This is a genomic window from Nesterenkonia sp. Act20, from assembly GCF_019173455.1.
In the GTDB taxonomy this organism is placed as follows: domain Bacteria; phylum Actinomycetota; class Actinomycetes; order Actinomycetales; family Micrococcaceae; genus Nesterenkonia.
In genome coordinates this window covers 1,320,802-1,345,072 of sequence record NZ_JADPQH010000001.1, presented here as the reverse complement: position 1 = coordinate 1,345,072, position 24,271 = coordinate 1,320,802, and the positions used below count along the sequence as shown (strand labels likewise).

Below are 24,271 nucleotides of genomic sequence, written 5' to 3'. Positions count from 1 at the left end.
GCTGACCAGATTTCTGCAGGTCACGAGACTGACCAACCGTTCGGTCATTTAATCTGATACATTAGCGCTCATGTCCGTGACCTGGATCACAGACGACACCTATGAATCACTCGTACGTCCACGTGACGTGTCCAGCACTTGGAGCAGATATGACCCAGTCCACCTACCTCAGCAGCGAGGGGCATGCGCTGACCCGCGAGGAGAAGAAGGTCCTCGCAGGCACCCTCGTCGGCACCACCATCGAATGGTACGACTTCTTCATCTACGCACAGGCGGCTGGCTTCGTGCTGGCCATGCTGTACTTCGAGCCCCTCGGTGAGGACAACGCGGCGCTGGCGCAGATCGTGGCCTGGGCCTCGGTCGGCATCTCGTTCCTCTTCCGCCCACTGGGCGCGATCCTCGCCGGTTGGATGGGTGACCGGTACGGGCGCAAGGCAGTCCTGGTCATGACGCTGATGGGCATGGGCGGAGCCACTGTGCTCATCGGCGTGCTGCCCACCCACGCGACCTGGGGTGTTGCCGCCCCGATCCTGCTGATCCTCCTGCGCGTGCTGCAGGGCCTCTCCGCCGGCGGAGAATGGGGCGGCGCTGCCCTGCTCGCCGTCGAACATGCACCGCGGCATAAGCGTGGCCTCTTCGGCGCCTACCCGCAGATCGGCGTTCCCATCGGCATGCTGCTGGCCACCGGTTTCATGTTCGCGCTCAACGCGGTGACCACCGAAGAGCAGTTCATCTCCTGGGGCTGGCGCATTCCGTTCCTCTTCTCCTTCGTGCTGATCCTCGTCGGCTTCTTCATCCGCATGAAGGTCGATGAGTCCCCGGTCTTCCTGGAGATGAAGGAGCGCAAGAAGGAATCTTCAGCTCCGCTCAAGGAACTGCTCACCACGCACAAGAAGTTCACCTTCCTTGCCGCGCTGATCTTCGCCGCCAACAACGCGGCCGGCTACCTGGTCATCGCCTTCTTCGCCGCCTACGGCGTGAACAGCCTGGGCATGGAGCGCAATGACACGCTCATCGCCTCGCTGATCGGCGGCGTGGGCTGGCTGATCTTCACGCTCTACGGGGGCTGGATCTCGGACCGCATCGGTCGAGTCAAGACCTTCCAGATCGGCTACGGCATCATCATCGTCTGGGCGGTCCCCATGTGGTTCCTGCTCGACACCGCCTCGCTGCCGCTGTTCGCCCTGGCGATCTTCATCCTGACCATGGGTCTCGGCCCCTCCTATGGTCCCCAGTCCGCGCTCTACGCCGAGATGTTCCCCGTCTCCATCCGTTTCTCCGGAGTCTCCATCGGCTATGCCCTGGGCTCGATCATCGGCGGCGCCTTCGCGGCGACCATCGCGCAGACGATCCTGGACACCACCGGCCAGTCCTGGCTGATCGGTGTCTACATCTCCGTGCTCGCGATCATCTCCTTCCTGGCCGTCTCGGTGATCCCGAAGAAGTTCCAGGGCATTAACCTCAATGACGACAGCGAGCGCGAGGAGTTCTCCGTGACCCCCGGAGCGCGCTCGACCACTCCCACCAGCTGAATCACTCGCACCATCTCGACGCACCACAGAAGAGGACCATTGATGAGAAACAGCACCTATACCCTGAGGCTCTCCGCAGCCGTCGCCGCGACCGCACTGACGCTGACCGCCTGCGGCGGCGCCGGTGAGGGGGAAGACACTGAAGGCGGGGCCGGCGAAGAAGGCGGCAGCTATTCGATCGGCATCACCCAGATCGTCTCCCACCCCTCGCTGGATGAGGCCCGTGACGGCTTCAAGGCAGCCTTCGAGGACGCCGGACTCGAGGTGGAGTGGGACGAACAGAACGCCCAGGGCGAGCAGGCCACGGCGAGCAACATCGCAGGCACCTTCGCCTCCTCCGATATGGACCTGATTCATGCGATCGCGACGCCGACCTCGCAGGCAGCGGCTCAGGCCATCACCGACAAGCCGATCGTCTTCTCCTCGGTCACCGATCCGGTGGAGGCCGGTCTGGTGGAGTCCTGGGAGGAGCCCGGGGCCAACATCACCGGTGCTTCGGACCTGAACCCGGTCATGGAGCAGTTCGAGCTGCTCCAGGAGATCGCTCCCGAGGCCGAGACCGTGGGCATCGTCTATTCCTCCGGTGAGGCGAACTCCGAGGTCCAGGTGGAGCTCGCGCAGGAGGCAGCGGACGAGCTCGGGCTGGAGATTCAGGAAGCCACGATCTCGAACTCCTCCGAGGTGCAGCAGGGAGTGGAGTCCCTCGATGTGGACGCGATCTGGGTTCCCACCGACAATGCCGTCGTCTCGGCGCTGGAGTCCGTGCTGCAGTATGGCCAGCAGAACTCCATCCCGGTGATCGCCTCCGAGGGCGACTCGGTCATCCGCGGTTCTGTGGCCACCTACGGACTGAACTACGGCGACCTCGGCCGTCAGGCCGGCGAGATGGCCATCCGGATCCTGGAGGACGGAGAGGACCCCGCCAGCATGGCGGTTGAGACCCTGGAGGAGCTCGAGCTGACCGTCAACCCCGAGGCCGCCGAGGCTATGGGCGTGGAGCTGGACCAGGAGCTCATCGACCGGGCCGATGTGGTCGTCGGTGAAGATGTCGACGCCGAGGACCCGGCAGCCGGTGACGAGGCCGCCGACGAGGAGGAGTGACTCCAGCCGCAGGTGAGACGCGACCTCCAAGGGTCGGCTCACCTGCGGATATGACCAACAATTGACCATCTGGCCGGGCGCCGGAACAGCCTCACCAGGCTGGACCGGCGCCCGCGGCCTGGGTGGACGTGGACCCGCCGACTGCCGATGACCCGGTGGCGACGACGATTGAGGACACATGATCACTGCATTCGAGCTCGGGCTGATCTACGCGATCATGGCCCTGGGCGTGTACCTGACCTTCAGAATTCTGAACTTCCCCGACTTGACCGTCGATGGCTCCTTCACCTCAGGTGCTGCCACCGCCGCCATCCTGATCACCCATGAGGTGGACCCGTTCCTGGCCACCGCCGTGGCCTTCGTGGTCGGAAGCGTGGCGGGTCTGATCACGGGCCTGCTGCACACCAAGGGAAACATCAACGGACTGCTCGCCGGCATCCTGACGATGATCGGGCTGTACTCGATCAACCTGCGCATCATGGACGGGGCCAACGTGCCGCTGCTGGGCCAGGACACGGTGATCTCCATGATGCGCGGCTTCACCGGCGTGGGCTGGACATCCGTGGCCGTGCTCGCCGTCGTGGCGCTGCTCTTCAAACTGGTGATGGACTGGTATCTGCAGACCGACAACGGTCTGGCACTGCGCGCCACGGGCGACAATGAACAGATGATCAGCTCCTTCGCCGTCAGCACCGACCGGCAGAAGATCATCGGCCTGATGCTCTCCAACGGACTGGTCGGCATCGCCGGCGCCGTGGTCGCCCAGCATCAGGGCTTCGCCGACATCGGGATGGGCATCGGGCTCATCCTCGTCGGCCTGGCCTCGGTGATCGTGGGGCAGGCCATCTTCGGCAGCCGCACCGTCATCCAGGCCACCCTTGCCGTGATCCTCGGCGCGGTCGTCTATCGGCTCGCGATCCAGTTCGCGCTGAACATCGGGCTCAACCCGAACGACATGAAGCTCATGTCCGCAGTCCTCGTGGTCGCCGCGCTGCTGCTGCCGCAGTGGAAGGGCTTCTCGAAGCTCAGCCTGCGGCGCAAGAGTCGCTCCCCGCTGGCGGCCGCCGCTGAGCCTGCCACCACCGAGGACGCGCCCCTTTCCACGACATCGGCAGAGAAAGGAGTCTGACATGTTGAAAGTCGATTCAGTCTCCAAGACGTTCTTCCCGCACACCGTCAACGAGCGCCGCGCGCTGGTGGACGTGGACCTGGAGCTCAAGGAGGGCGATTTCGTCACCGTCATCGGCTCCAACGGCGCCGGCAAGTCCACCCTGCTCAACACGGTGGCGGGACGCATCCATCAGGACGAAGGGGTGGTGTCCCTCGACGGTGTCGATGTCAGCAAGCTCAAGGAGCACCAGCGGGCAGCGAAGGTCGGCAGGGTCTTCCAGGACCCGATGGCGGGCACCGCGCCGAACCTCAGCATCGAGGAGAACCTCTCACTGGCTGACCGTCGGGGACGTCCTCGCGGGCTGTCCCGCGGCGTCACCAAAGCAAAGCGGGAACGCTTCGCGGAGGCGCTCAAGCAGCTGGAGCTGGGTCTGGAAGGCCGGCTCAAGACCAAGGTGGGCCTGCTCTCCGGCGGCCAGCGCCAGGCGCTGAGCCTGCTCATGGCCACCTATTCTGACCCCCGCGTCCTGCTGCTCGATGAGCACACCGCGGCGCTGGATCCGCAGCGGGCCGAGCTCGTCACCCGACTGACCCGCAGCGTGGTCCAGGACAAGGGCCTGACCACGCTGATGGTTACGCACAACATGGTCCAGGCGCTCGAGGTGGGCAACCGGCTGATCATGATGCACGAAGGTCGCATCATCCTCGACGTCGGCGCCGAGAAGAAGGCGCAGATGACCTCCCAGGATCTGCTCGCCGAGTTCGGCAAGCTCAAGGGCGCCGTGGTCGACGATAAGACGCTACTGCAGTGAATTCCGGCGCGGCCGGCGAGCACTGAACCCGCGGGTCTGGGGCTCTAGGGGCCTGGGGCGCGTCTATTCCGGCCAGGGCGAGCTGCGGATCACCTCGACGAAGTCGCCGCGTTCGAAGCCAGGCAGGAAGTGGGCCAGCACATCGGCCTTCACGTTGCCGAAGGTCGTCTCCGGTCGGTCCTTCAGCCCCTCGGTGAACGCTTCGAGGATCTGCTCCTTGAAGTCCGGCCGCGGGTGGGCGTCGACGACGGCGGCGCGCTGTTGATCGGTGAGGGCGTCATAGTCCACTCCGAGCACGTCCAGCTCCACCCCGCGGGTGACCAGGGCGATCTCCGGATCCATGTGCAACGGGATCTCCGGGGTGGTGTGCAGCGCAATGCCGGTCCATACCTTCTGCGCCTGCTCAGCCGCGATCCCGTGGCTCAGCAGGAACCGCCGGGCCTCGTCGGCGCCATCGATCTCGAATCGCTGGTCGGTCCGGCGGTAGGCCTCGGTCAGTCCCAGGTCATGGAACATGGCGCCTATGTAGAGCAGCTCGGGGTCGACGCTGATGCCGAGCTGCTCTGCCCGCAGCGAGCCGAAGAGGTAGACGCGCCGAGAGTGGTGGAAGACCAGCGCCGGGGCGGCTTCGCGGACCAGAGAGGTGGCCTCACGGGCCATTGTGCTGTCGGGAATCGGGATGCCTGCAATGTTTTCGCTCATACCCTCCAGTGTGGACCACGGGTGAACCCTCGCTGTGATTGACCCCACACGGTGCTCATGGAAGAGTGTTAGGTGAACGATCGGTCAGTTATTCCTGCGAAAGGCGCATGACGTGGCGATCAGCCCTGCATATCTTGTCTCCGGCACCCGCACCCCGGTAGGCCGCTACGGCGGTGTTCTCTCTTCGGTCCGACCCGATGACCTCGCGGCCCTCGTGGTGCGCCAGGTGGTGGAGGAGTCCGGCATCGATCCGGCCGACGTCGACGAAGTCATCCTCGGGAACGCCAACGGCGCCGGGGAGGAGAACCGCAACGTCGCCCGCATGGCCTGGCTGCTCGCGGGTTTCCCCGACTCCGTCCCGGGCATCACGGTCAATCGACTCTGCGCCTCGGGCATGAGTGCGATCGCCCAGGCCCAGCACATGATCGCGGCAGGGGCCGCCGACATCGTCGTCGCCGGCGGAGTGGAGTCGATGTCCCGCGCGCCCTGGGTGATGGCCAAGCCCACCACCGGCTTCGCCAAGCCCGGGGAGGTCGTCGACACCTCCATCGGCTGGCGGTTCACCAACCCGAAGTTCCTGGAGATCGACAAGCGGACCTTTTCCATGCCCGAGACCGCCGAAGAGGTGGCCCGGGTCGAGGGGATCACCCGCGAGGACGCCGATGCCTTCGCCGCGGAATCACAGCGCAGGGCCGTGGCCGCCATGCAGGCAGGCCGGCTGGCGCGGGAGATCACCCCGGTCGAGGTGCCAGGCCGCAAAGGCGCCGTCACCGTGGTCGACACCGATGAGGGCCCACGGCCCGGCACCACTGCTGAGTCCCTCGCGGGACTGCGCCCGGTGGTCGCGGGCGGCAGCGTGGTCACCGCAGGCAATGCGTCCTCGCTCAACGACGGCGCCTCGGCGGTGATCGTCGCCTCTGAGGCTGCGGTGCAGAAATACGGACTGACCCCTCGAGCACGCGTGGTAGGCGCTGCAAGCGCGGGAGTCGCCCCGGAGATCATGGGGATGGGCCCGGTCCCGGCCACCGCCAAGGTGCTGGAGCGCGTCGGCTGGGGGATCGAGGATCTCGGCGCCGTCGAGCTCAACGAGGCCTTCGCCACCCAGTCCCTGGCCAGCATGCGCAGGCTCGGACTTGACCCTTCCATCGTCAACGCCGACGGCGGCGCGATCGCGTTGGGACATCCGTTGGGCTCCTCCGGATGCCGGATCGTGCTGACCCTTGCCCGCCGCATGGAGGACGAGGGCGTGACCCGCGGCCTGGCGACGATGTGCGTCGGTGTCGGCCAGGGCTCAGCCCTGCTGCTGGAAAGGGTGTAGCCGGTGAGTTCGGACGAGACCCCGACCCTGGACGCAAGCGGGTTCAGCACGCTGCGGATCACCGAGACGTCGGATCGGATCCACGCCCAGCTGGACCGTCCCGAGGTGCGCAACGCCATCGACGCCACCATGATCACCGAGCTGCACGCCGTCTGCGCGCATCTCGAGCATCACCCCAAGCTGCTGATCCTCTCCGGCACCGAATCCGGGGGCAAAGGCATCTTCGCCTCGGGTGCTGATATCGGTCAGCTCCGCGAGCGACGGCGCGCTGATGCCCTTCGCGGAGTCAATTCCACCGCCTTCGACCGCCTCGCCAAGCTGCCCATGCCGGTGATCGCCGCCCTGGACGGATTCGCCCTCGGTGGTGGCGCCGAACTCGCCTGGGCCGCTGACTTCCGGCTGGGCACTCCGGAGGTGAAGATCGGTCAGCCCGAGACCGGGCTGGGGATCATTCCTGCCGCGGGAGCGCTCTGGCGGCTGCGCGAACTGGCAGGTGAGGGCATCGCCAAGGAGATCCTGCTGGCGGGACGCATCCTGGATGCGCAGGAGGCGCTGGAGAACGGCCTGCTCAATGCCGTGCATCCGGCCACCGAGCTGCTCGATGCAGCCCACGCGCTCGCGGATCGGATCGCCAAGCAGGACCCGCTGGCGGTGCGCATCAGCAAGCAGGTGTTCTCCATGCCGCGCGAGGCCCACCCGCAGGTGGACAACCTGGCGCAGGCCATCCTCTTCGAGTCCGAGGCGAAGTTCGAACGGATGCAGGCATTCCTGGACCGACGCGAGGCCAAGACTGCTGGACGAGCCCCAGACCAAGCCTCCGAGAAGACCTCGGAGCTGGACCACCAAGCATCAGAACGCACCTCAGGAGAGACCCCATGAGCACCCCTTCCGCTTCGAATCAGCCTTTCCCCGCCACCGTCGGTGTCCTCGGCGGCGGTCGCATGGGGGCCGGGATCGGCCACGCCTTCCTGGTGGCCGGAGCCGAGGAGGTCATCGTCGTCGACGTGTCCGAAGCGGCCGCACAGACCGCCGCGGCGCGGATCACCAAGGATCTCGAGGCATCGCTGAGGCGCGGAAAGATCAAGGGCGAGCTCTCCACCTGGACGAACCGGCTCACCACCACTGTGAATGTGACCGCGTTCAGCCGTTGTGGCCTGGTCATCGAGGCGGTGCCGGAGGATATGACCCTGAAGGTGGAGTCGCTGCGCCGAGCCGAGGCGCAGCTCGCGCCAGAGGCGTGGCTGGCCACCAACACCTCCTCGCTGTCGATCACCGACCTGGCAGGGCATCTCGATCGACCCGAGCGCTTCTGCGGACTGCACTTCTTCAACCCGGTGCCCGCCTCGAAGCTGGTGGAGGTGGTGCTGGCCGAGCGCACCGGCGAGGAGCTCGCCGAACTGAGCCCACGCTGGGTCGAAGCCCTGGGCAAGACCCCGGTAGTGGTCAAGGACGCGCCCGGCTTCGCCTCCTCGCGGCTGGGGGTGGCCATCGGACTCGAGGCCATCCGCATGGTGGAAGAGGGTGTGGCTGCGCCTGCTGACATCGACAACGCGATGGTGCTGGGCTACAAGTTCCCGATCGGGCCCCTGGCGCTGACCGACATCGTGGGACTGGACGTGCGGCTGGGCATCGCCGAGTACCTCGAATCCCAGCTGGGAGAGCGTTTCGCTCCACCCCAGCTCATGCGCGACATGGTCGCCCGCGGGGAGCTGGGGCAGAAGTCCGGCAAGGGCTTCTACGACTACCCCGAGAGCTGACCGAGACGCTCAACGCGGCCTCCGCTGAGGAATCGTTCAGGTCGACTGATCTTGAACGAGCCAGCGCGCGGTCGCCTCATCCAGAATGAGGTCCGTGGGCAGACCGGCCGCCAGGGCGCCCCGCAGACCGCTGAGCTTGGCCTCGCCCGAGACGACGCATATGCGCCTGGGCACGCGTCGCAGCAGCTCGAGCTCAGGGCCCGTGCCCCGTTGGTTGATCAGCAGGTCACGGTGGCTGCCGTCTGCCCGAAAGAACATGGTGGCCACATCGCCGACGACGCGTTCCTGGTGGAGAGCGAGAAGGTCTGCGTCGTCGAGGTACCCGCCCGAGTACACGTGGCTCGGGATCCCTGAGTTGGTCGACCCGACCCCGAATATCGCCATGGTCATGCGCTCCTGGAGCTCCAGGATTCTGCGCACGCTGCGCTCAGCCCACATTGCGGTCTTGGTCTCGGCGTGATCGAAGAAGGCGGGGACGGGGAACTGTTCCACGCGTGCGCCGTAGGCGTGTCCGAAGCGCTGCAGGATCTCGCTGGCATAGGCGATGCCGGTGGTCTGCGTGTTCCCGGCACCGTTGAGCTGCACGACGGTGGTGTCATGCGTGAGCTTCCGGGCCAGGTGCTGACTCACGGCGCTGAGTGTGGAGCCCCAGGCGACGCCGATGACTGCATCTGACTCGACCAGTGGGCCGATGGTCCGCGCAGCCTGGATGGCGACGCGTTCCAGCACCTCGGAATCTCTGACCAGCTCCGAGACGGGCACGACGTGGGCCTCCACCCCGAACCGTCGCTGGATCTCGTGCTCCAGCGAGGGCGCCCGGTGCTGCGGATTGTTGACCTGGATCTCCACCAATCCCGTCTCTCGGGCGGTGGAGAGCAGGCGGGAGACCGTGGAGCGGGAGGTGCGCAGCTCTCGAGCGATCGCGTTCATGGTGAGGTCCTGCAGGTAGTACATCTGTGCCGCGCGCAGAGCATCGCTGCCTCGGGACCGCGATCCTTCTGCGTTGGAATAACGTGCAGCGCGATCGCCACGGTCGGGCTCGGTGACGGAATCTTCTTCCACGACGCTCCTCATTTCTGCACGTCTGTGCATCAGCATTGACTAATCGTTGCATTCTTTCAAGAGTGAACCCATACGCACTGCGGACACCGATGCAGCACGCGACACCCTGAGGAGACTGTGATGGCCGACACAACTGTGAACACTGGCAAGACCCCGGCACCCGCCGAGCGGAGTGAAGTGCGAGCGCTGCGGGAGAACCCTCGCGCCTCCGTGCTGGTCATCGGCGGGGGAATCAACGGCGTGGGCACCTTCCGCGACCTGGCGCTGCAGGGAGTCGACGTCGCGCTGGTAGAACGCGGCGATTACTGCCAGGGTGCCTCCGGCGCCTCCTCGCACATGATCCACGGTGGCATCAGGTACCTGGAGAACGGCGAGTTCAGGCTTGTCCGCGAGTCTGTCGTGGAGCGCAATGCCCTGCTGAAGACCGCGCCGCACTATGTGAAGCCGCTTCAGACGACGATCCCGATCTACAGCACCTTCTCGGGCATCCTCGCTGCGCCGATGCGGTTCCTCACCCACCGTCAGCAGGGCCAGCCGCGCGAGCGTGGCGCCTTCCTGATCAAGGCTGGGCTGACCATGTATGACTGGTTCTCCCGGGACGGTGGCTCCGTGCCCCGCCATCGCTTCGCCGGTCGCCGTGCCTCACTGGCGCAGCTTCCCGATCTCCGTGACGATGTGCGCTACACGGCGACCTACTTCGACGCCTCGGTGCACAATCCTGAGCGGATGACGCTGGATGTGCTGCGTGACGGCCTGAATGCCAACCCGGACGTGCGCGCCACGAACTATGTCAGTGCGGTGGGACGCAGCGGCGAGGCCGTGACGCTGCGCGACGAGCTCACCGGCGAAGAGTTTCCATTCACCGCCGACGTCGTCGTCAACGCGACCGGCGCCTGGGTCGACGGGACCAATGACTCCCTCGGCGAGCCCAGCTCGTATATGGGCGGCACCAAGGGCTCGCACATCGTGCTTGACCACCCCGCCCTGCTGGCAGCCTGTGCAGGCCGCGAGATGTTCTTTGAGAACACGGACGGGCGCATCGTGCTCATCTACCCCATCGAGGATCGGGTGTTGGTCGGCACCACCGACATCGACGTCGATGTCGATGAACAGCCCGTGTGCACGCCGGAAGAGGTCGACTACTTCATCGACCTGATCGGGCAGGTGTTCCCGGATATCACCGTGGAACCGGACCACGTGGTCTACAGCTTCTCCGGCGTCCGCCCGCTTCCGAAGCACGATGAGACCCAGCCAGGCTTCGTCTCCCGCGACTACCGCATCGAGCAGCGCCGGGACCGGGTCGCCGGTCGCGACGTGACCACGCTGAGCCTGGTGGGCGGCAAGTGGACCACCTTCCGTGCGCTGTCTGAGCACATGACCAACGACGTGCTCGAGGTGCTGGGTCGGCGTCGCGCTGTCTCCACCGCGGGTCTGCCCATCGGCGGCGGAAAGGGCTTCCCGAAGACCGCCTCCGCGGAGAAGGCCTGGGTGATGTCCCATGCCGGGGACGGACTCTCCGGCGAGCGGGTCGAGGGCCTGCTGATCCGCTATGGGGCGCGTGCGAGCGAGGTCATCGACTACCTGCGTGCCGGAACCGACCGGACCTTCGACTCGACTCCCGAGCTGAGTGAGCGCGAGCTCGCCTACATGGTGGAGCACGAGCAGGTGGGCCATCTGGTGGATGTGCTCATCCGCCGCACCTCCCTGGCCTTCCGTGGACTCGTCACCGGCGAGCTGCTCCGCGAACTGGGAGACGCCCTTGCCCCGTTGAAGGGGTGGGACGCAGGGACTGTCACCGCTGAGATCGAACGCGCCGAACGAGTGTTGCGCGAGTGGCACAACGTCGACGTCAAGGATCTGGTGGCGTAACTCCGGAGGCTGCATTCGCGCCACTGGATCAACAACATAGAAAAGAATAAGGAAAGGAGCCAAAGATGTCTCTTGAAGTATTTGTCGCTGAGACCTTCGGCACCATGTTGCTGCTGCTGCTCGGCGGCGGCGTCGTCGCGAACGTCGCCCTGAAGGGGACGAAGGGCAACGGCGCTGGGTTTCTCATGGTCAACTTCGGCTGGGGTCTCGGCGTCTTCGCCGGTGTCTACGTCGCAGCACTCTCCGGGGCACACCTGAACCCCGCTGTCACCATCGGCCTGCTCGTCAACGCCGATACCGCCACCCTCGGCCCGGAAATCGACAAGACGTTCCTCAACGTCGTGCTGTATTTCCTCGCGCAGATTCTGGGAGGGATCATCGGCGCGGTGTTGTGCTACCTCAGCTATAAGCCGCATTTCGACGCCGAGCCTGATGCCGCCACGAAGCTCGGAGTCTTCTCCACAGGTCCTGCGATCCGGTCCTATGGCTGGAACCTGGTGACCGAGATCATCGCGACCTTCGTCCTGGTCTTCGTGATCATCGCCCAGGGGAGCACGCCTTCGGGCCTCGGTCCGCTGGCGGTCGCGCTGCTCGTGGTCGGCATCGGCGCGTCTCTCGGCGGGCCCACGGGCTACGCCATCAATCCGGCGCGTGACCTGGGCCCCAGGATCGCCCACGCCCTGCTGCCCATCAAGGGCAAGGGCGGCAGCGACTGGTCCTACGCATGGGTCCCCGTGGTCGGCCCCTTGATCGGTGGTGCTCTGGGTGGTCTGCTTGCCATGGTGGTCAGCTTCCCGGCAGTCAGCTGAAATCCCGAGCAGGCCCGTGATTCCAACACGGCCTGCCACAGCATGATCGACTGATAGAACACTCAAAGAGGAGAAGAACATGTCGAAGTACGTCATTGCGATTGACCAGGGAACCACATCGAGCCGCGCGATCATCTTTGATCACACCGGCAACATCGTGTCCTCGGGCCAGAAGGAGCACGAGCAGATCTTTCCCAAGGCGGGCTGGGTCGAGCATGACCCGATGGAGATCTGGAACAACACCCGAGAGGTCATCGGCAACGCGCTGTCCAAGGTGAACCTCACCCGGCATGACATCGCCGCGGTGGGCATCACCAACCAGCGTGAGACCACCGTGGTGTGGGACAAGAACACCGGTGAGCCGGTCTACAACGCGATCGTCTGGCAGGACACCCGCACTCAGCCGATCGTGGACGAGCTTGCCGCCGACGGCGGAGTCGAGCGCTTCAAGACGAAGGTCGGTCTGCCGCTGGCGACCTACTTCTCCGGCACCAAGGTGAAGTGGATCCTGGACAACGTCGAAGGCGCCCGCGCCAGGGCAGAGGCCGGAGACCTGCTCTTCGGCAACACCGACTCCTGGATCACCTGGCACCTCACCGGTGGCACCGAAGGTGGTGTGCACATCACCGATGTCACCAACGCCTCCCGAACCATGTTCATGGACATCGAGACGCTCACCTGGGATGAAGACATCCTGGAGGCTTTCGGTGTGCCGCTTTCGATGCTGCCGGAGATCAAGTCATCCTCCGAGGTCTATGGCAAGGTCCACGGCGCGCAGCTGCTGCGCGAGACCCCGGTGGCCGGAATCCTGGGCGACCAGCAGGCCGCCACCTTCGGGCAGGCTGCGTTCGAAAAGGGCGGTGCCAAGAACACCTATGGGACCGGCAACTTCCTGATCGTCAATACCGGTGAGGAGATCGTCCGCTCGGAGAACGGACTGCTGACCACGGTCTGCTACAAGCTCGGTGATGCCAAGCCGGTCTACGCCCTGGAAGGCTCCATCGCGGTGACCGGATCGTTGATCCAGTGGCTGCGCGACAACCTGGGCTTCATCAAGACGGCCCCGGAGGTGGAGCAGCTGGCCAAGTCCGTCAAGGACAACGGTGGCGTGTACGTCGTGCCGGCGTTCTCGGGTCTGTTCGCTCCCTACTGGCGCGGCGAGGCGCGAGGAGCCATCGTGGGCCTGACACGCTTCGTGAACAAGGGTCACATCGCCCGTGCAGCCCTGGAGGCCACTGCCTTCCAGACCCGCGAGGTGCTGGATGCCGCAAATGCCGACTCCGGGGTCGACATGGAGGACCTGAGGGTCGACGGCGGCATGGTGGCCAACGACGCCCTGATGCAGTTCCAGGCCGATATCCTCGGCATTCCCGTGGTCCGTCCGAAGGTCACCGAGACCACAGCGCTGGGCGCGGCCTACGCTGCGGGTCTCGCGGTGGGCTTCTGGAATGACACGGACGAGTTGGCGGCCAATTGGGCCGAGGACAAGCGCTGGGAGCCTGCCATGGACGAGGCAGAGCGCGACCGTCAGCTGCGACTCTGGAAGAAGGCCGTGACGCGGACCTTCGACTGGGTGGACGACGACGTCAAGTAATCAGCAGCCACCTGATTCAGGTGAGTGGAGCGGGCCCGGGGTGATCTCTGATCGCCCCGGGCCCGCTCGTGTCTCACGTGGTCTTCTCCCAGTTCTAGGCAGGATGAAGCTCGAGTTCTAGGCGGAGTGCCGCTGCAGCCCGTGGCGACCGTTCTTGCCGCGATACGCTGCGGTCTGCGGCTGTGCCCAGCCGCGGAGCGCATCCTCGGCCACGGAGAAGACCTGGACGCCGAGCGGGTGACAGTGCTCCAGCTGCTCCTGCGGGGTCGCCGCCTCCGGTCCCCACATGTGCATGGAGAGATCTCCGCCCGGGCAGGTGGAGAGTGCACAGAGCAGGTCGATCTCGGCGAAGAACTCGAAGAAGTCGCCGGGCTGCGTGGGACAGGTGTCCATGAAGTACTCGCGCTTCTCGTTCAGGCCCGCGAACTGGAAGACGTTGAGCACATCGTGGATGTCGGATTCGGCGAGGCCATGATCCAGCACCGCCCGTGTGAGGTTCGAATGACAGTGCAGATCGAAGTCCTCCCCGCTCAGCATGCGATTGACATAGGGATCACAGCGCGTGCCCAAGAGGTCATGGATGACCTCGGCGTCGGGATGATCGGCCAGAGAGTCCCCGACCACGGTCGCCATGGGCCGCAGGTACGGCAGCGTGGACCAGAAGCGGTCATAGGTGGTCATCGACGCGCGCTGCAGCTGCCGGGTCCGCGCCGCCCAGAAATGTTCGCGAGGGTTGTGCAGGTTCCAGAGATTCAGGTCACCGACCTGAGGCCCTTCCACCGCATGGATTCGCACGATCGACCCTGCCTTGACCTCCCATGCCTGCGCAGAACGGACCGGGATCTCAAACTCCTGGGTGAGCGTGCGGTCTGCCGCGGCCATACCCGAGTAGAAGCCGCGATCGAGATCGAGCGGTGAACCGGGACGTGACTGATACGCCGCGGGCTGAGCATAGCGGCGGGGTGCGTCGGGGGGTGCGCTGGGGTGTGTGCTGGGGTCGTCGGTCATGCTGACTCCTCGAAGGTTCGTCCACGAGCCTCCATTCCTACTACCCCGCGGCCTGCACCGCATCTCCTGAGACGAAGAGCAGGGGCCGGCATCGACAGCCCCTGTCGACGCCGGCCCCTCCTTGCTCAGCTCTGCGGGCAGAGTCAGCGCTACAGATCAGCCAGCGCGGAGGATGGGTCCTCCAGGCAGGTCGCCACGAAGTTGAGGAACCCACCGGCGGTGCCGCCGTCGCACACCCGGTGGTCGAAGGCGATGGTCAGCGTCGCGACCTTGCGCACTGCCAGCTCCCCGTTGACGGCCCAGGCGCGGTCCAGGATTCGACCGATGCCCAGGATGCCCACCTCTGGATGGTTGATGATCGGCGTGGCCCCGTCCGAGCCGAAGACCCCGTAGTTGTTCACCGTGAAGGTCCCCCCGGTGAGCTCCTTGCCAGAGATCGACCCCTCGCGAGCCTCGCCGACGAGCCGTCCGATCTCGGTGTGCAGCCCCCGGGCCGAGAGCCGTTCGGCGTGCCGGATCACCGGCACCACCAGACCGCCCGGAGTCTGCGCCGCAAACCCGAGGTTCACCCCGTCGAAGTGCACGATCTCCTGACCGCCGTCCTCGCGCTCCTCGAGCCGGGTGGCAAGATCCGGATAGCGCGAGAGCCCGGCCAGCACGAATCGACTCAGCAGAGCGAGCAACGAGGGTGCCGCGCCGCCGTCCTTGGCCGCCTGTTCCTTGAGGCGGGCACGCAGGGCGAGGACCTCGGTCATGTCCACGTCCTGCCAGACGGTCGCCTCGGGGATCTCGCGACGTGAGCGGGACAGGGTGGTGGCCACGGCCTTGCGCATCCCGGACATCGGGACGCGCTCGCGCACCTCGAGACCCCCGGGAGCGGCCGCCGTCGTGGAGCCGGCTGCTGCCTTAGGGGCCGCGGCGGTCTTCGAAGACGCCGCCGGAGCCCCGGTGGTCGCAGCCCGATCCGCTGCTGGAATGCTCTGCGCAGCGGTTGCGTCCTGCTTCGAGGAGACACTGATCGCTGCCTGCACATCGGCGCGCAGGATCATTCCGTCCGGGCCGGAACCGCTGAGTTCGCTCAGTGCAACGGAGTGCTCCCGTGCGAGGCGGCGCACCAGCGGGGAGGAGACCCGAGGGGCCTTCTGCTGGGCGGTCGGGACGGCGGGACCCGCCGGCGTGTTCTCACCGCTGCCGGCGGCGTCGGTCTGGCGCACAGCACCGTTGCGCCGGCGTCGTCGTCGGCTGTTCGAGGAGGTGGAGGTGCCGTAGCCGATCAGGACGTTGCCCGATCCCTCGTCCTCCTCACCGGAGGAACCTTCCTCGGGGTGGGAGACGTCCCCGGTGGCGGGGGTGGTGCCGGCGCGCTCCTCCTCACGGTAGCTCAGCGCTCCGGCATCCTCAGCGGCACCGGTCGGGGCGGCATCATCGCTGGAGTCGGTGGCACCGCCCTCGGCACCCTCGCCGTCCACAGTGATCAGCGGCTGGTCGACGATCATGGTCTCGCCCACGGCGCCGTGGAGCGTGGTGACGACTCCGGCATACGGGGAGGGGACCTCGATCGCGGATTTCGCGGTCTCGACCTCGGCGATGGGCTGGTCCACCACGATCGTCTCGCCCTCGGCCACCAGCCAGCTCAGCAGCGTGGCCTCAGTGAGTCCTTCGCCCAGATCGGGCAGATTGAACGTGGTCATCTCAGTCCTCCCACTGCAGTTCGTCGAGAGCGTCCAGGATGCGGTCCACGCTGGGCAGGTGGTGCTCCTCGAGCTTCGGCGACGGATACGGAATGTCGAAGCCGGTCACGCGCTTGACCGGGGAGGAGAGCGAATGGAAGCTGCGCTCCTGGATCCGGGCGACGATCTCCGAGGCCACGGACACGAAGCCCTGCGCCTCGGCGATCACGATCGCGCGTCCGGTCTTGGCCACCGTGGCGGCCAGGGCGGCGTCGTCGAAAGGGACGATGCTGCGCAGGTCCAGGACCTCCGCAGAGATCCCGTCCTCTGCGGCGGCCTCGGCAGCCTTGAGCGCGGTGGACACACTGGGCCCGTAGCTGATGAAGGAGACGTCGGTGCCCTCCCGGACGACGACGGCGCGGCCCTCGGCTCCGACTCCGGCGGCCGGCGTCGTGGAATCCTCTGCGGCGGACTCGTACTGGGTTCGCAGCGCGCTGAGATCCACGCTCTCCTTGGTCCAGTAGAGCTTCTTCGGCTCGAAGAAGACCACGGGATCGGGGGAGTCGATGGCCTCGCGCAGCATCAGGTAGGCGTCGCTCACGGTGGCCGGGGTGTAGATCTTCAGCCCGGGAGTGTGCGCGTAGTAGGCCTCGGAGGAGTCGCAGTGGTGCTCCACCCCGCCGACTCCGCCGCCGTAGGGGATGCGTATGACCATGGGCAGGCGGACCCGCCCGCGGGAGCGGTTCGCGGTCTTGGCGATGTGGCTGAAGATCTGTTCCAGCGCCGGATAGGCGAAGGCGTCGAACTGCATCTCGATGACCGGGCGCATGCCGTTCATCGCCATGCCCATGGCCATGCCGGCGATGCCCGATTCGGCCAACGGAGTGTCGAAGCAGCGGCCCTTGCCGAAGCGCTGGGTCAGCCCGTCGGTGATGCGGAAGACACCGCCGAGCGTGCCGACGTCCTCGCCGAAGACGCAGACCGAGGCCTCGCGCTCCATGGCATCGGACATCGCAGTGTTCAGCGCTGCGGCGAAGGTGGTGGGCTTGGCGGCCGTCGCGGTCTCGGCCGCTGCGGGCGTGGTGGTCGTGGTGGCCATGGGTCAGCCCTCCTGGTTTCGAGCGAGCTCATCGGCCAGCTGGGCGCGCTGTTCGCGCAGCTGGGCGGTGGGAGCGGAATAGACGTGGTCGAAGATCTCCAGCGGGTCCATGGCCGGTTCGGTGGTCATGGCGAGCCGCAGGGCCGCGGCGACCTCCTCGGCCTTGCCGCTGATGCGGGTCTCCGCGTTCTCATCGAGCACGCCGCGATCGGTGAGGAAGGTGCGCATGCGCTGCAGCGGATCGCGCTGCTTCCACTGCTCGACCTCATCGGACTCGCGGTAGCGGGAGTCGTCGTCGGCGTTGGTGTGGGCCTGCATGCGGTAGGTGATGGCCTCGAGCAGAAGCGGCATCGAATTCTTGCGAGCGAGGTCGACGGCGCGGCGCAGCGTGGCCAGCACGGCCACCATGTCATTGCCGTCGACCTGCTCACCGGCCATTCCATAGCCGATCGCCTTGTGAGCCAGCGAGGGGGCGGCGGTCTGATGTGAGAGCGGCACCGAGATGGCGTAGCCGTTGTTCTGCACGAAGAAGACGACTGGGACCTCGAAGACGGCGGCGAAGTTCAGCGCTTCATGGAAATCGCCTTCACTGGTGGCGCCGTCGCCGCACATGGCCAGGACCACGGTGTCCTCCCCGCGCAGCTTGGCCGCATGGGCGACCCCGACTGCATGCAGCAGCTGGGTGGTCAGCGGGGTCGACATCGCCGAGATCTTGTACTGCAGCGGGTCGTAGCCGCAGTGCCAGTCCCCGCGGAACGAGACCATGACCTCCAACGGGTCGACGCCGCGGCTGATGGTGGCCACAGTGTCGCGGTAGGTGGGGAACATCCAGTCCCCGTCGCCCAATGCGAGCGCGGCCCCGACCTGGCAGGCCTCCTGGCCGTGGGAGGAGGGGTAGACGGCGAGCCGACCCTGCCGGACCAGGGCGTAGTTCTGGTCATTGACGCGGCGGCCCACCACCAGCGCCTCATAGGCTGCAAGCAGCGCGTCGTCTTCCGGGATCGGGTACTCGTGTCCCGGGCTGGTGCCCTGCTCCTCCTCGGGGATCAGTCTCCCGTCGGGGCCGAGCATGCGAATCTGCTGGGCAGCCGGGAGCATGTACTGCTCCGGCGTGATCCCGAAGCTGCTGCTGGTGTCCCGGATGTGGGAGCCCTGTTCGGTGGACCCCGGCGCTGTGTCGCTGGTCATGCCCAGCCTCCTCAAAAGACGTCAATGGCACGTGTGGTGCATCACACTCTTGGTATGAGTGTGGCTGAGCTCACCTGCATTGAGCTATCCGCGCCGCGGATCCGAGACAGGGTCTGCCGCGAGGAGGCTGAGGCTGGACGAACTGCATGATTGAGATGCGGCAACGCTGGTATCGTCCAGAACTATGGGCCAGGGACGAGACAGACCGACAGAACGCGACATCTCACTGGACTCAGTGGATCACCGGATCCTGCATGCGCTCAGTGTGGACGCCCGTCAGTCGGTCTCGGCCATCGCCGCCGGGCTCCACCTCTCCCGCGCCAACGCCTACGAGCGCATCTCTCGCCTGCGTCGATCGGGAGTGCTCGAGGGCTACACCGCCGTGATCGATTCCCGCGCCGCCGGGATGGCCACTGCCGCCTATGTCTTCCTCACGCTGAAGCAGGATGACTGGGAGGTGCTGCGCGGCGCGCTCGCCGATGAGCCTGCGGTGCGGCACCTGGCCCTGGTGGGAGGACAGTACGACGCCGTACTGCTGGTCCGCACCCGGACCGTGGAGGAGCTTCGCCGGGTGATCTTCGAGCGGATCCAGTCCCTGGCCTGCGTCCAGTCCTCACAGACGGCGTTGATCTTCGACGACCACACTCAGCATGAGCACCCAATGCCAAGGAGGCAGTCATGACCTTTCGCGCAGCACTGATCCAGCAGACCCTGAACAAGGGCCGAGTCCAGGAGCATCAGGCAGAACTGATCGATCTCGAGGAAGATTTCCTCGCCGACTCCGGCGGCGACGCCCCGGTGGACATCGACGTCCACTACTCCGGGATCAACTACAAGGACGGGCTTGCTCTGGCGGGCAAGCCGGGGGTCGCCCGCACCTCTCCGCTGATCCCCGGCATCGATCTGGTCGGGAAGGTGACCGCCTCGGGGGACCCGCAGTTCGACATCGGTGACGAGGTGGTGCTCACCGGTGGCGGCATCGGGGAGTCGGCCCACGGTGGCCTCGCGCAGCGGGCCCGCGTGTCGGGTCAGCACCTGGTGAGGCTCCCCGCGGGGCTGACCCCGCGCCGGGCCGCCGCCATCGGCACAGCAGGGTTCACCGCGATGCTCTCGGTGCTTGCGCTGGAGCGCGGGGGAGTGCGGCCTGAGGCAGGCGCCGTCGTCGTCACCGGTTCTGCCGGGGGTGTGGGATCGGTGGCGATCGCACTTCTGGCGAAGCTCGGCTACCAGGTGAGCGCGGTGACCGGGCGTGCGGACACCGAGGGCGATTACCTCCGTCGCCTCGGTGCCAGCGCGCTGCTGGACCGCGCGGAGTTCGCCGAGCCCGGCGCCCCGCTGCAGAAGCGCCGCTGGGCGGGCGGCGTGGATTCGGCCGGTTCGGCCACGCTGGCGAACATCCTCTCCCAGACCGACGACGGCGGCACCGTCACCAGCTGCGGGCTCGCACAGGGCCACGACCTGCCCACCACCGTGATGCCGTTCATCCTGCGCGGGGTCACGCTCGCCGGGATCAATTCGGTGACCGCGCCGCAGTCGCTGCGCGAAGAGGCCTGGGCGCGGCTTGCCGCTGACCTGCCCCTGGAGCTGCTGGATGAGATGACCCAGGAGATCGCTCTGGACGGGGTGTTCGAGCAGGCGGAGCAGATCCTCGCCGGCAAGGTCCGTGGCCGCACCGTGGTGAATCTCGCGAGCTGACCCGGCTCGCCGCTGGCGCTGTGTGTGGGGTGTCACATCCGGAGATCCCACGTTAGGATGGGATAAATTACCGACCGATCGGTCAGTTCTGCTCCGGTCTGTCCCACGCTCATCGAGAGGACCCCATGGCTGCCATTGAAACTTCTGCGGCTCCGCGCCTGCTGCCCAGCTACATCCAGGACTCCTGGTGGACCCCGGAGAGCCCGGAGCGGGTCAGCGAGATCCTCGACGCGTCCACCGGTGAGCCGGTCTGCCAGGTCTCCACGGAGGGGGTGGACACGGCGGCCGCCGTCGCCCATGCCCGCTCGGCAGGTCAGACCAGTCTGGGGCAGCTGACGATCCACCAGCGTGCGCTGCGGCTCAAGCACCTGGCGGCCTACCTCCACGAGCACCGCGAGGAGCTCTACGAGCTCTCCGACCGGACCGGCTCCACGCGTCGGGACCACCTGGTCGACGTCGACGGCGGCATCGGTACGATCCGCACCTTCTCCTCCAAGGGGCGCAAGGAGCTGCCGAACGCGAACGTCATCGTCGACGGGGCGGTGGAGCAGCTCTCCCGGGACGGATCCTTCCTGGGTGAACACATCTACACCAGGCTGACCGGTGTCGCGGTGCAGATCAACGCCTTCAACTTCCCCGTCTGGGGGATGCTCGAGAAGTTTGCCCCCAGCTTCATCGCCGGGGTCCCGACCATCGTGAAGCCCGCCTCACAGACCGCCTATGTCACGCAGGCCTGTGTGCGGCTGATGATCGATTCCGGACTGATCCCCGCCGGTGCGCTGCAGCTGATCTCCGGATCCGCCCGCGACCTGCTCGATCACCTGGATCATCGAGATCACGTGGCCTTCACCGGTTCCGCGAACACCGCCCAGCTGCTGCGCTCCCATGAGAATGTGGCGAACCAGGGCGTGCGCTTCACCGCGGAGACCGATTCGCTCAATGCCGCCATCCTCGGCCCCGATGCGGCGCCTGACACCGTGGAGTTCGAGGCCTTCATCAAGTCGGTGACCCTGGAGATGACCGCGAAGACGGGACAGAAGTGCACCGCCATCCGCCGCGTCATCGTGCCCTCCGCCCAGGTGGACCCTGTGGTGGAGGCGCTGCGTGCCCGGCTCGAGTCCCGTGTGGTCCTCGGTGATCCGCGTGACGCCGACACCACGATGGGGCCGCTGGCCTCCACCGACCAGCGCGATGAGGTCGCCCGGGCGGTGGACACGCTGGTCAGCGCCGGCGGCGCGGTGCGGGTGGGCGGACCCGAATCAGGCACCGGCTCGGCCGATGCTGCACGGGGCGCATTCTTCCCGGCCACCGTGCTCTCCTTCGCCGAGCCCCGCACCCCCGCGGTGCACTCGGTCGAGGCCTTCGGGCCGGTCACCTCGGTGCTCGGCTATGCCGACATCGACGACGCCGTTGACCTCGCCGCGCTCGGCGGCGGTTCCCTGGTGGCAACGGTCTGCACCCACGACCCGGAGATCGCCGCGGAGTTCACCCGGGGGATCGCCTCCCATCACGGCCGGGTGCTCTTCCTCGACCGCGACGACGCGAAGACCTCCACCGGGCACGGATCCCCGCTGCCGCATCTGGTCCACGGCGGTCCCGGCCGGGCCGGGGGCGGCGAAGAGCTGGGCGGCATCCGCGCAGTGAAGCACTATATGCAGCGCACCGCGGTCCAGGGCTCGCCCGATCTCCTCACCGGCGTGACCGGAGTCTGGCACCGCGGAGCGAAGGCCGTCACGGCGACGCCGGAGACGGTGGCCGAGGGCACGGCGGTGCACCCGTTCCGCAAGTCCCTGGCGGAGCTGCGCATCGGCGACCAGTTCGCCTCGGGCCTGCGCACTGTGGCGCTGGAGGACATCACCGCCTTCGCCGAGTCCACCGGAGACACCTTCTACGCGCACACCAATGAAGAGGCCGCGACCGCGAACCCGTTCTTCCCGCGCCGGGTGGCGCACGGCTACCTGCTGGTGGCCTGGGCTGCGGGGCTCTTCGTGGAGCCGGCACCGGGGCCGGTGCTGGCGAACACCGGCCTGGAGAACCTCTCCTTCCAGACCCCGGTGACCTACGACGACTCGATCCGAGTGACCCTGACCGCCAAGCAGATCATCCCGCGCGAGACCGATGATTACGGCGAGGTCCGCTGGGACACGGTGCTGCACAACCAGCATGACGAGATCGTGGCCACCTATGACGTGCTGACCCGTGTGGCGAAGGAGAACAAGCCCGAGTGGGTGTGACCCTCGAACCCTGTTCCGCATCACACCGAGCAAGAAAGAGTATCGTGGTTCGCTGAATGACTTTCAGGTGAACTTGAGGTGGAGCAGGGATGACGGACATGCATGCATCTGGATCGCGGGATGCTGCCGGTTCCCGGCGGGCTCGATCCACGACCGGGCGGATCGGCAGGGTCCTTGCTGGCGTGCTGCTGTTCACGCTGACCTGGCTGGGAATGGCGCTGCTCATCGCGGCGGCCATCATCCACTATCACTGGGGCAAGGTCACCGTGGTCCAGGTGCTCATGAACCTCATGTCGATGGAGATCGGCGGCGGAGGCGGCGTCATCGTCTGGGTCTGCATCCTGGGCATCGGCGTCGTGCCGCTGCTGCTGACCATCGCCATCATGTTCTGGCCGTCCATCATGCGTCGACTGCGTCACCGCAGCTCCAAGACCCGGACCCATCAGTCTGCGTCGGACCACACTCGCCCCACATGGTTCGGACGCGGAATGTACGCCGTCGTGGTTCTCACGCTCATCATCGGCGGGCCCGCTGCATTCGTCAGCACGGTCCAGGTCACGGACTACATCGACGCCGCCGACTCCAGTTATGAGATCGGCGACCACTACGTGAAGCCGAACGTCACCAGCGAGGGTGACGAGCGCAATATGGTCATGGTGTATCTCGAATCTGGCGAGGCGGCGCTCGGGGATGACGAGGTCTTCGAGAAGGATGCCTATGCTTCGCTGAAGGAGGTCACCCGCGCTGAAGATGGGTGGCAGAGCATCGATGATCTGCGTGAGTACGACGGCAGCGGCTGGACCATGGCCGGACTGGTCTCGACGCAGTGCGGAGTTCCGCTCGACGGCATCCTCTCCGCAGCGAGCAGCGGATCCTATGCCGAGAGCGGCGTGGGGACCGAGACCTATCTCGGTGGGCTGACCTGCTTCGGTGACATCCTCAAGGACAACGGCTACACCAACGTCTTCCTCGGAGGTGCCAACCCCTCCTTTGCGGCGAAGGACACCATGCTCGGCGATCATGGCTACTCGAAGGTGCTGGGCCGAGGTGACTGGCGCGACCGGGGAGAGCCCGACAGCAGCTTCCGCAGCGACTGGGGCCTGAGTGACCAGCGGCTCATGGAATACGCCAAGGACGAGCTCGATGCCCTGCATGCCGAGTCCGAGGTGACGGGCGAGCCCTTCAACCTCTCAGTGCTCACCCTCGACACGCACGAGCCTGTGCACGTCCATGACTACTGCACAGTGGACACAGAGAAGGAAGCCACCTCGGTGTATGCATGCTCGATGGATCAGGTGGCCGGACTCGTGAAGCATATGGAGGAGCAGGGCTACCTCGAGGACACAGCCGTGGTGATCATGGGTGACCACCTCAAGCCTGTGGACGCCGGCGATGCCTTCCACGAAGAGCTGGGCGATGACGAGACCCGCGCTCTCTTCAATCGCATCTGGGTTCCGGGCGGGGAGGAGGCCCCGCTGCGTTCGGACATGGACCAGCTGAACATGTTCCCCACCCTCTTGGAGATCGCCGGGCTGAACGTGGAGGACCACGAGGCCGGTCTGGGCGTGTCAGCGTTCACCACCGAGGTGCCCGAGGATTCAGCGCAGTCGCTCCCCGACGAGGCGTACACCGAGCTGTTGAAGTCCAGGTCTTCGCAGTTCTACGAGGACGCCTGGGTCGGCGAAGACGTCACCCCGTAACCCCGCCCCCT

Annotated in this window: 20 protein-coding genes; 14 read left to right on the top strand and 6 right to left on the bottom strand. The window is 66.4% G+C overall.

Features of this window, described 5'->3' with window-relative positions; translation table 11 throughout:
* The first annotated feature begins 149 nt into the window (after positions 1-149).
* The 4 genes from IY716_RS06210 to IY716_RS06195 all read left to right on the top strand — a co-directional run bounded on the left by IY716_RS06210 (position 150) and on the right by IY716_RS06195 (position 4,555).
* Entirely contained in the window at positions 150-1,532 is a 1,383-nt protein-coding gene (locus IY716_RS06210) for an MFS transporter (RefSeq protein WP_218220688.1), read from the top strand.
* A gap of 42 nt (positions 1,533-1,574) precedes the next feature.
* A complete protein-coding gene (locus IY716_RS06205; protein WP_218220687.1) occupies positions 1,575-2,633 on the top strand; it encodes an ABC transporter substrate-binding protein in 1,059 nt (352 codons plus the stop codon).
* 178 nt (positions 2,634-2,811) lie between these two features.
* Positions 2,812-3,762 (top strand): ABC transporter permease, encoded by a 951-nt coding sequence (locus tag IY716_RS06200; protein WP_218220686.1) that lies wholly within the window; start codon positions 2,812-2,814, stop codon positions 3,760-3,762.
* Between the two features lies 1 nt (position 3,763).
* Positions 3,764-4,555, top strand: a complete 792-nt coding sequence (locus IY716_RS06195; protein WP_218220685.1) for an ABC transporter ATP-binding protein — start codon at positions 3,764-3,766, stop codon at positions 4,553-4,555.
* Between the two features lie 63 nt (positions 4,556-4,618).
* On the opposite strand, the gene IY716_RS06190 is transcribed toward IY716_RS06195, so the two are convergent.
* Complete coding sequence (locus IY716_RS06190; protein WP_218220684.1) at positions 4,619-5,257, bottom strand: HD domain-containing protein; 639 nt, start codon at positions 5,255-5,257, stop codon at positions 4,619-4,621.
* Positions 5,258-5,369: 112 nt separating this feature from the next.
* Between IY716_RS06190 and IY716_RS06185 the strand changes: the two genes are divergently transcribed.
* From IY716_RS06185 to IY716_RS06175, 3 genes are read left to right on the top strand one after another with little or no spacing between them, the layout of a single operon-like run.
* Positions 5,370-6,575, top strand: a complete 1,206-nt coding sequence (locus IY716_RS06185) for an acetyl-CoA C-acyltransferase (protein ID WP_369699606.1) — start codon at positions 5,370-5,372, stop codon at positions 6,573-6,575.
* Between the two features lie 3 nt (positions 6,576-6,578).
* Positions 6,579-7,454 carry an enoyl-CoA hydratase/isomerase family protein gene (locus IY716_RS06180; protein WP_218220683.1) on the top strand — a complete coding sequence of 292 codons (876 nt, stop codon included), beginning with the start codon at positions 6,579-6,581 and terminating at the stop codon, positions 7,452-7,454.
* Positions 7,451-8,332, top strand: coding sequence for a 3-hydroxyacyl-CoA dehydrogenase family protein (locus IY716_RS06175; protein ID WP_218220682.1), 882 nt, complete (start codon positions 7,451-7,453; stop codon positions 8,330-8,332). The genes IY716_RS06180 and IY716_RS06175 overlap by 4 nt, the downstream gene beginning before the upstream one ends.
* Positions 8,333-8,368: 36 nt before the next feature.
* On the opposite strand, the gene IY716_RS06170 is transcribed toward IY716_RS06175, so the two are convergent.
* Positions 8,369-9,286: a sugar-binding transcriptional regulator gene (locus tag IY716_RS06170; protein ID WP_255316645.1), complete on the bottom strand. Its 918-nt coding sequence runs from the start codon at positions 9,284-9,286 to the stop codon at positions 8,369-8,371.
* A 228-nt stretch (positions 9,287-9,514) separates the two neighbouring features.
* Here IY716_RS06170 and IY716_RS06165 point away from each other — a divergent pair, with 228 nt between their 5' ends.
* From IY716_RS06165 to glpK, 3 genes are all read left to right on the top strand, one after another.
* Positions 9,515-11,263 (top strand): glycerol-3-phosphate dehydrogenase/oxidase, encoded by a 1,749-nt coding sequence (locus tag IY716_RS06165; RefSeq protein WP_218220680.1) that lies wholly within the window; start codon positions 9,515-9,517, stop codon positions 11,261-11,263.
* A gap of 65 nt (positions 11,264-11,328) precedes the next feature.
* Entirely contained in the window at positions 11,329-12,072 is a 744-nt protein-coding gene (locus IY716_RS06160; RefSeq protein ID WP_218220679.1) for an MIP/aquaporin family protein, read from the top strand.
* Between the two features lie 79 nt (positions 12,073-12,151).
* The gene (gene glpK / locus IY716_RS06155; RefSeq protein WP_218220678.1) at positions 12,152-13,666 is read left to right on the top strand and encodes a glycerol kinase GlpK; all 1,515 of its coding nucleotides are present in this window, start codon (positions 12,152-12,154) and stop codon (positions 13,664-13,666) included.
* Positions 13,667-13,783: 117 nt separating this feature from the next.
* Here glpK and IY716_RS06150 read toward each other — a convergent pair whose 3' ends face one another.
* The 4 genes from IY716_RS06150 to pdhA form a co-directional block, all read right to left on the bottom strand.
* A complete protein-coding gene (locus IY716_RS06150) occupies positions 13,784-14,674 on the bottom strand; it encodes an urea carboxylase-associated family protein (protein WP_218220677.1) in 891 nt (296 codons plus the stop codon).
* Positions 14,675-14,823: 149 nt separating this feature from the next.
* The gene (locus IY716_RS06145; RefSeq protein WP_218220676.1) at positions 14,824-16,365 is read right to left on the bottom strand and encodes a dihydrolipoamide acetyltransferase family protein; all 1,542 of its coding nucleotides are present in this window, start codon (positions 16,363-16,365) and stop codon (positions 14,824-14,826) included.
* A 1-nt stretch (position 16,366) separates the two neighbouring features.
* The gene (locus tag IY716_RS06140) at positions 16,367-17,443 is read right to left on the bottom strand and encodes an alpha-ketoacid dehydrogenase subunit beta (protein ID WP_218220675.1); all 1,077 of its coding nucleotides are present in this window, start codon (positions 17,441-17,443) and stop codon (positions 16,367-16,369) included.
* A gap of 3 nt (positions 17,444-17,446) precedes the next feature.
* Entirely contained in the window at positions 17,447-18,631 is a 1,185-nt protein-coding gene (pdhA, locus tag IY716_RS06135; protein WP_218220674.1) for a pyruvate dehydrogenase (acetyl-transferring) E1 component subunit alpha, read from the bottom strand.
* A 235-nt stretch (positions 18,632-18,866) separates the two neighbouring features.
* Between pdhA and IY716_RS06130 the strand changes: the two genes are divergently transcribed.
* From IY716_RS06130 to IY716_RS06115, 4 genes are all read left to right on the top strand, one after another.
* Positions 18,867-19,313 (top strand): Lrp/AsnC family transcriptional regulator, encoded by a 447-nt coding sequence (locus tag IY716_RS06130; protein ID WP_369699605.1) that lies wholly within the window; start codon positions 18,867-18,869, stop codon positions 19,311-19,313.
* A complete protein-coding gene (locus IY716_RS06125) occupies positions 19,310-20,326 on the top strand; it encodes an MDR family oxidoreductase (RefSeq protein ID WP_218220672.1) in 1,017 nt (338 codons plus the stop codon). The genes IY716_RS06130 and IY716_RS06125 overlap by 4 nt, the downstream gene beginning before the upstream one ends.
* 125 nt (positions 20,327-20,451) lie before the next feature.
* Positions 20,452-22,560 carry a phenylacetic acid degradation bifunctional protein PaaZ gene (gene paaZ, locus IY716_RS06120; RefSeq protein WP_218220671.1) on the top strand — a complete coding sequence of 703 codons (2,109 nt, stop codon included), beginning with the start codon at positions 20,452-20,454 and terminating at the stop codon, positions 22,558-22,560.
* 98 nt (positions 22,561-22,658) lie between these two features.
* Complete coding sequence (locus IY716_RS06115; RefSeq protein ID WP_218220670.1) at positions 22,659-24,260, top strand: sulfatase-like hydrolase/transferase; 1,602 nt, start codon at positions 22,659-22,661, stop codon at positions 24,258-24,260.
* The last annotated feature ends 11 nt before the right edge of the window (positions 24,261-24,271 follow it).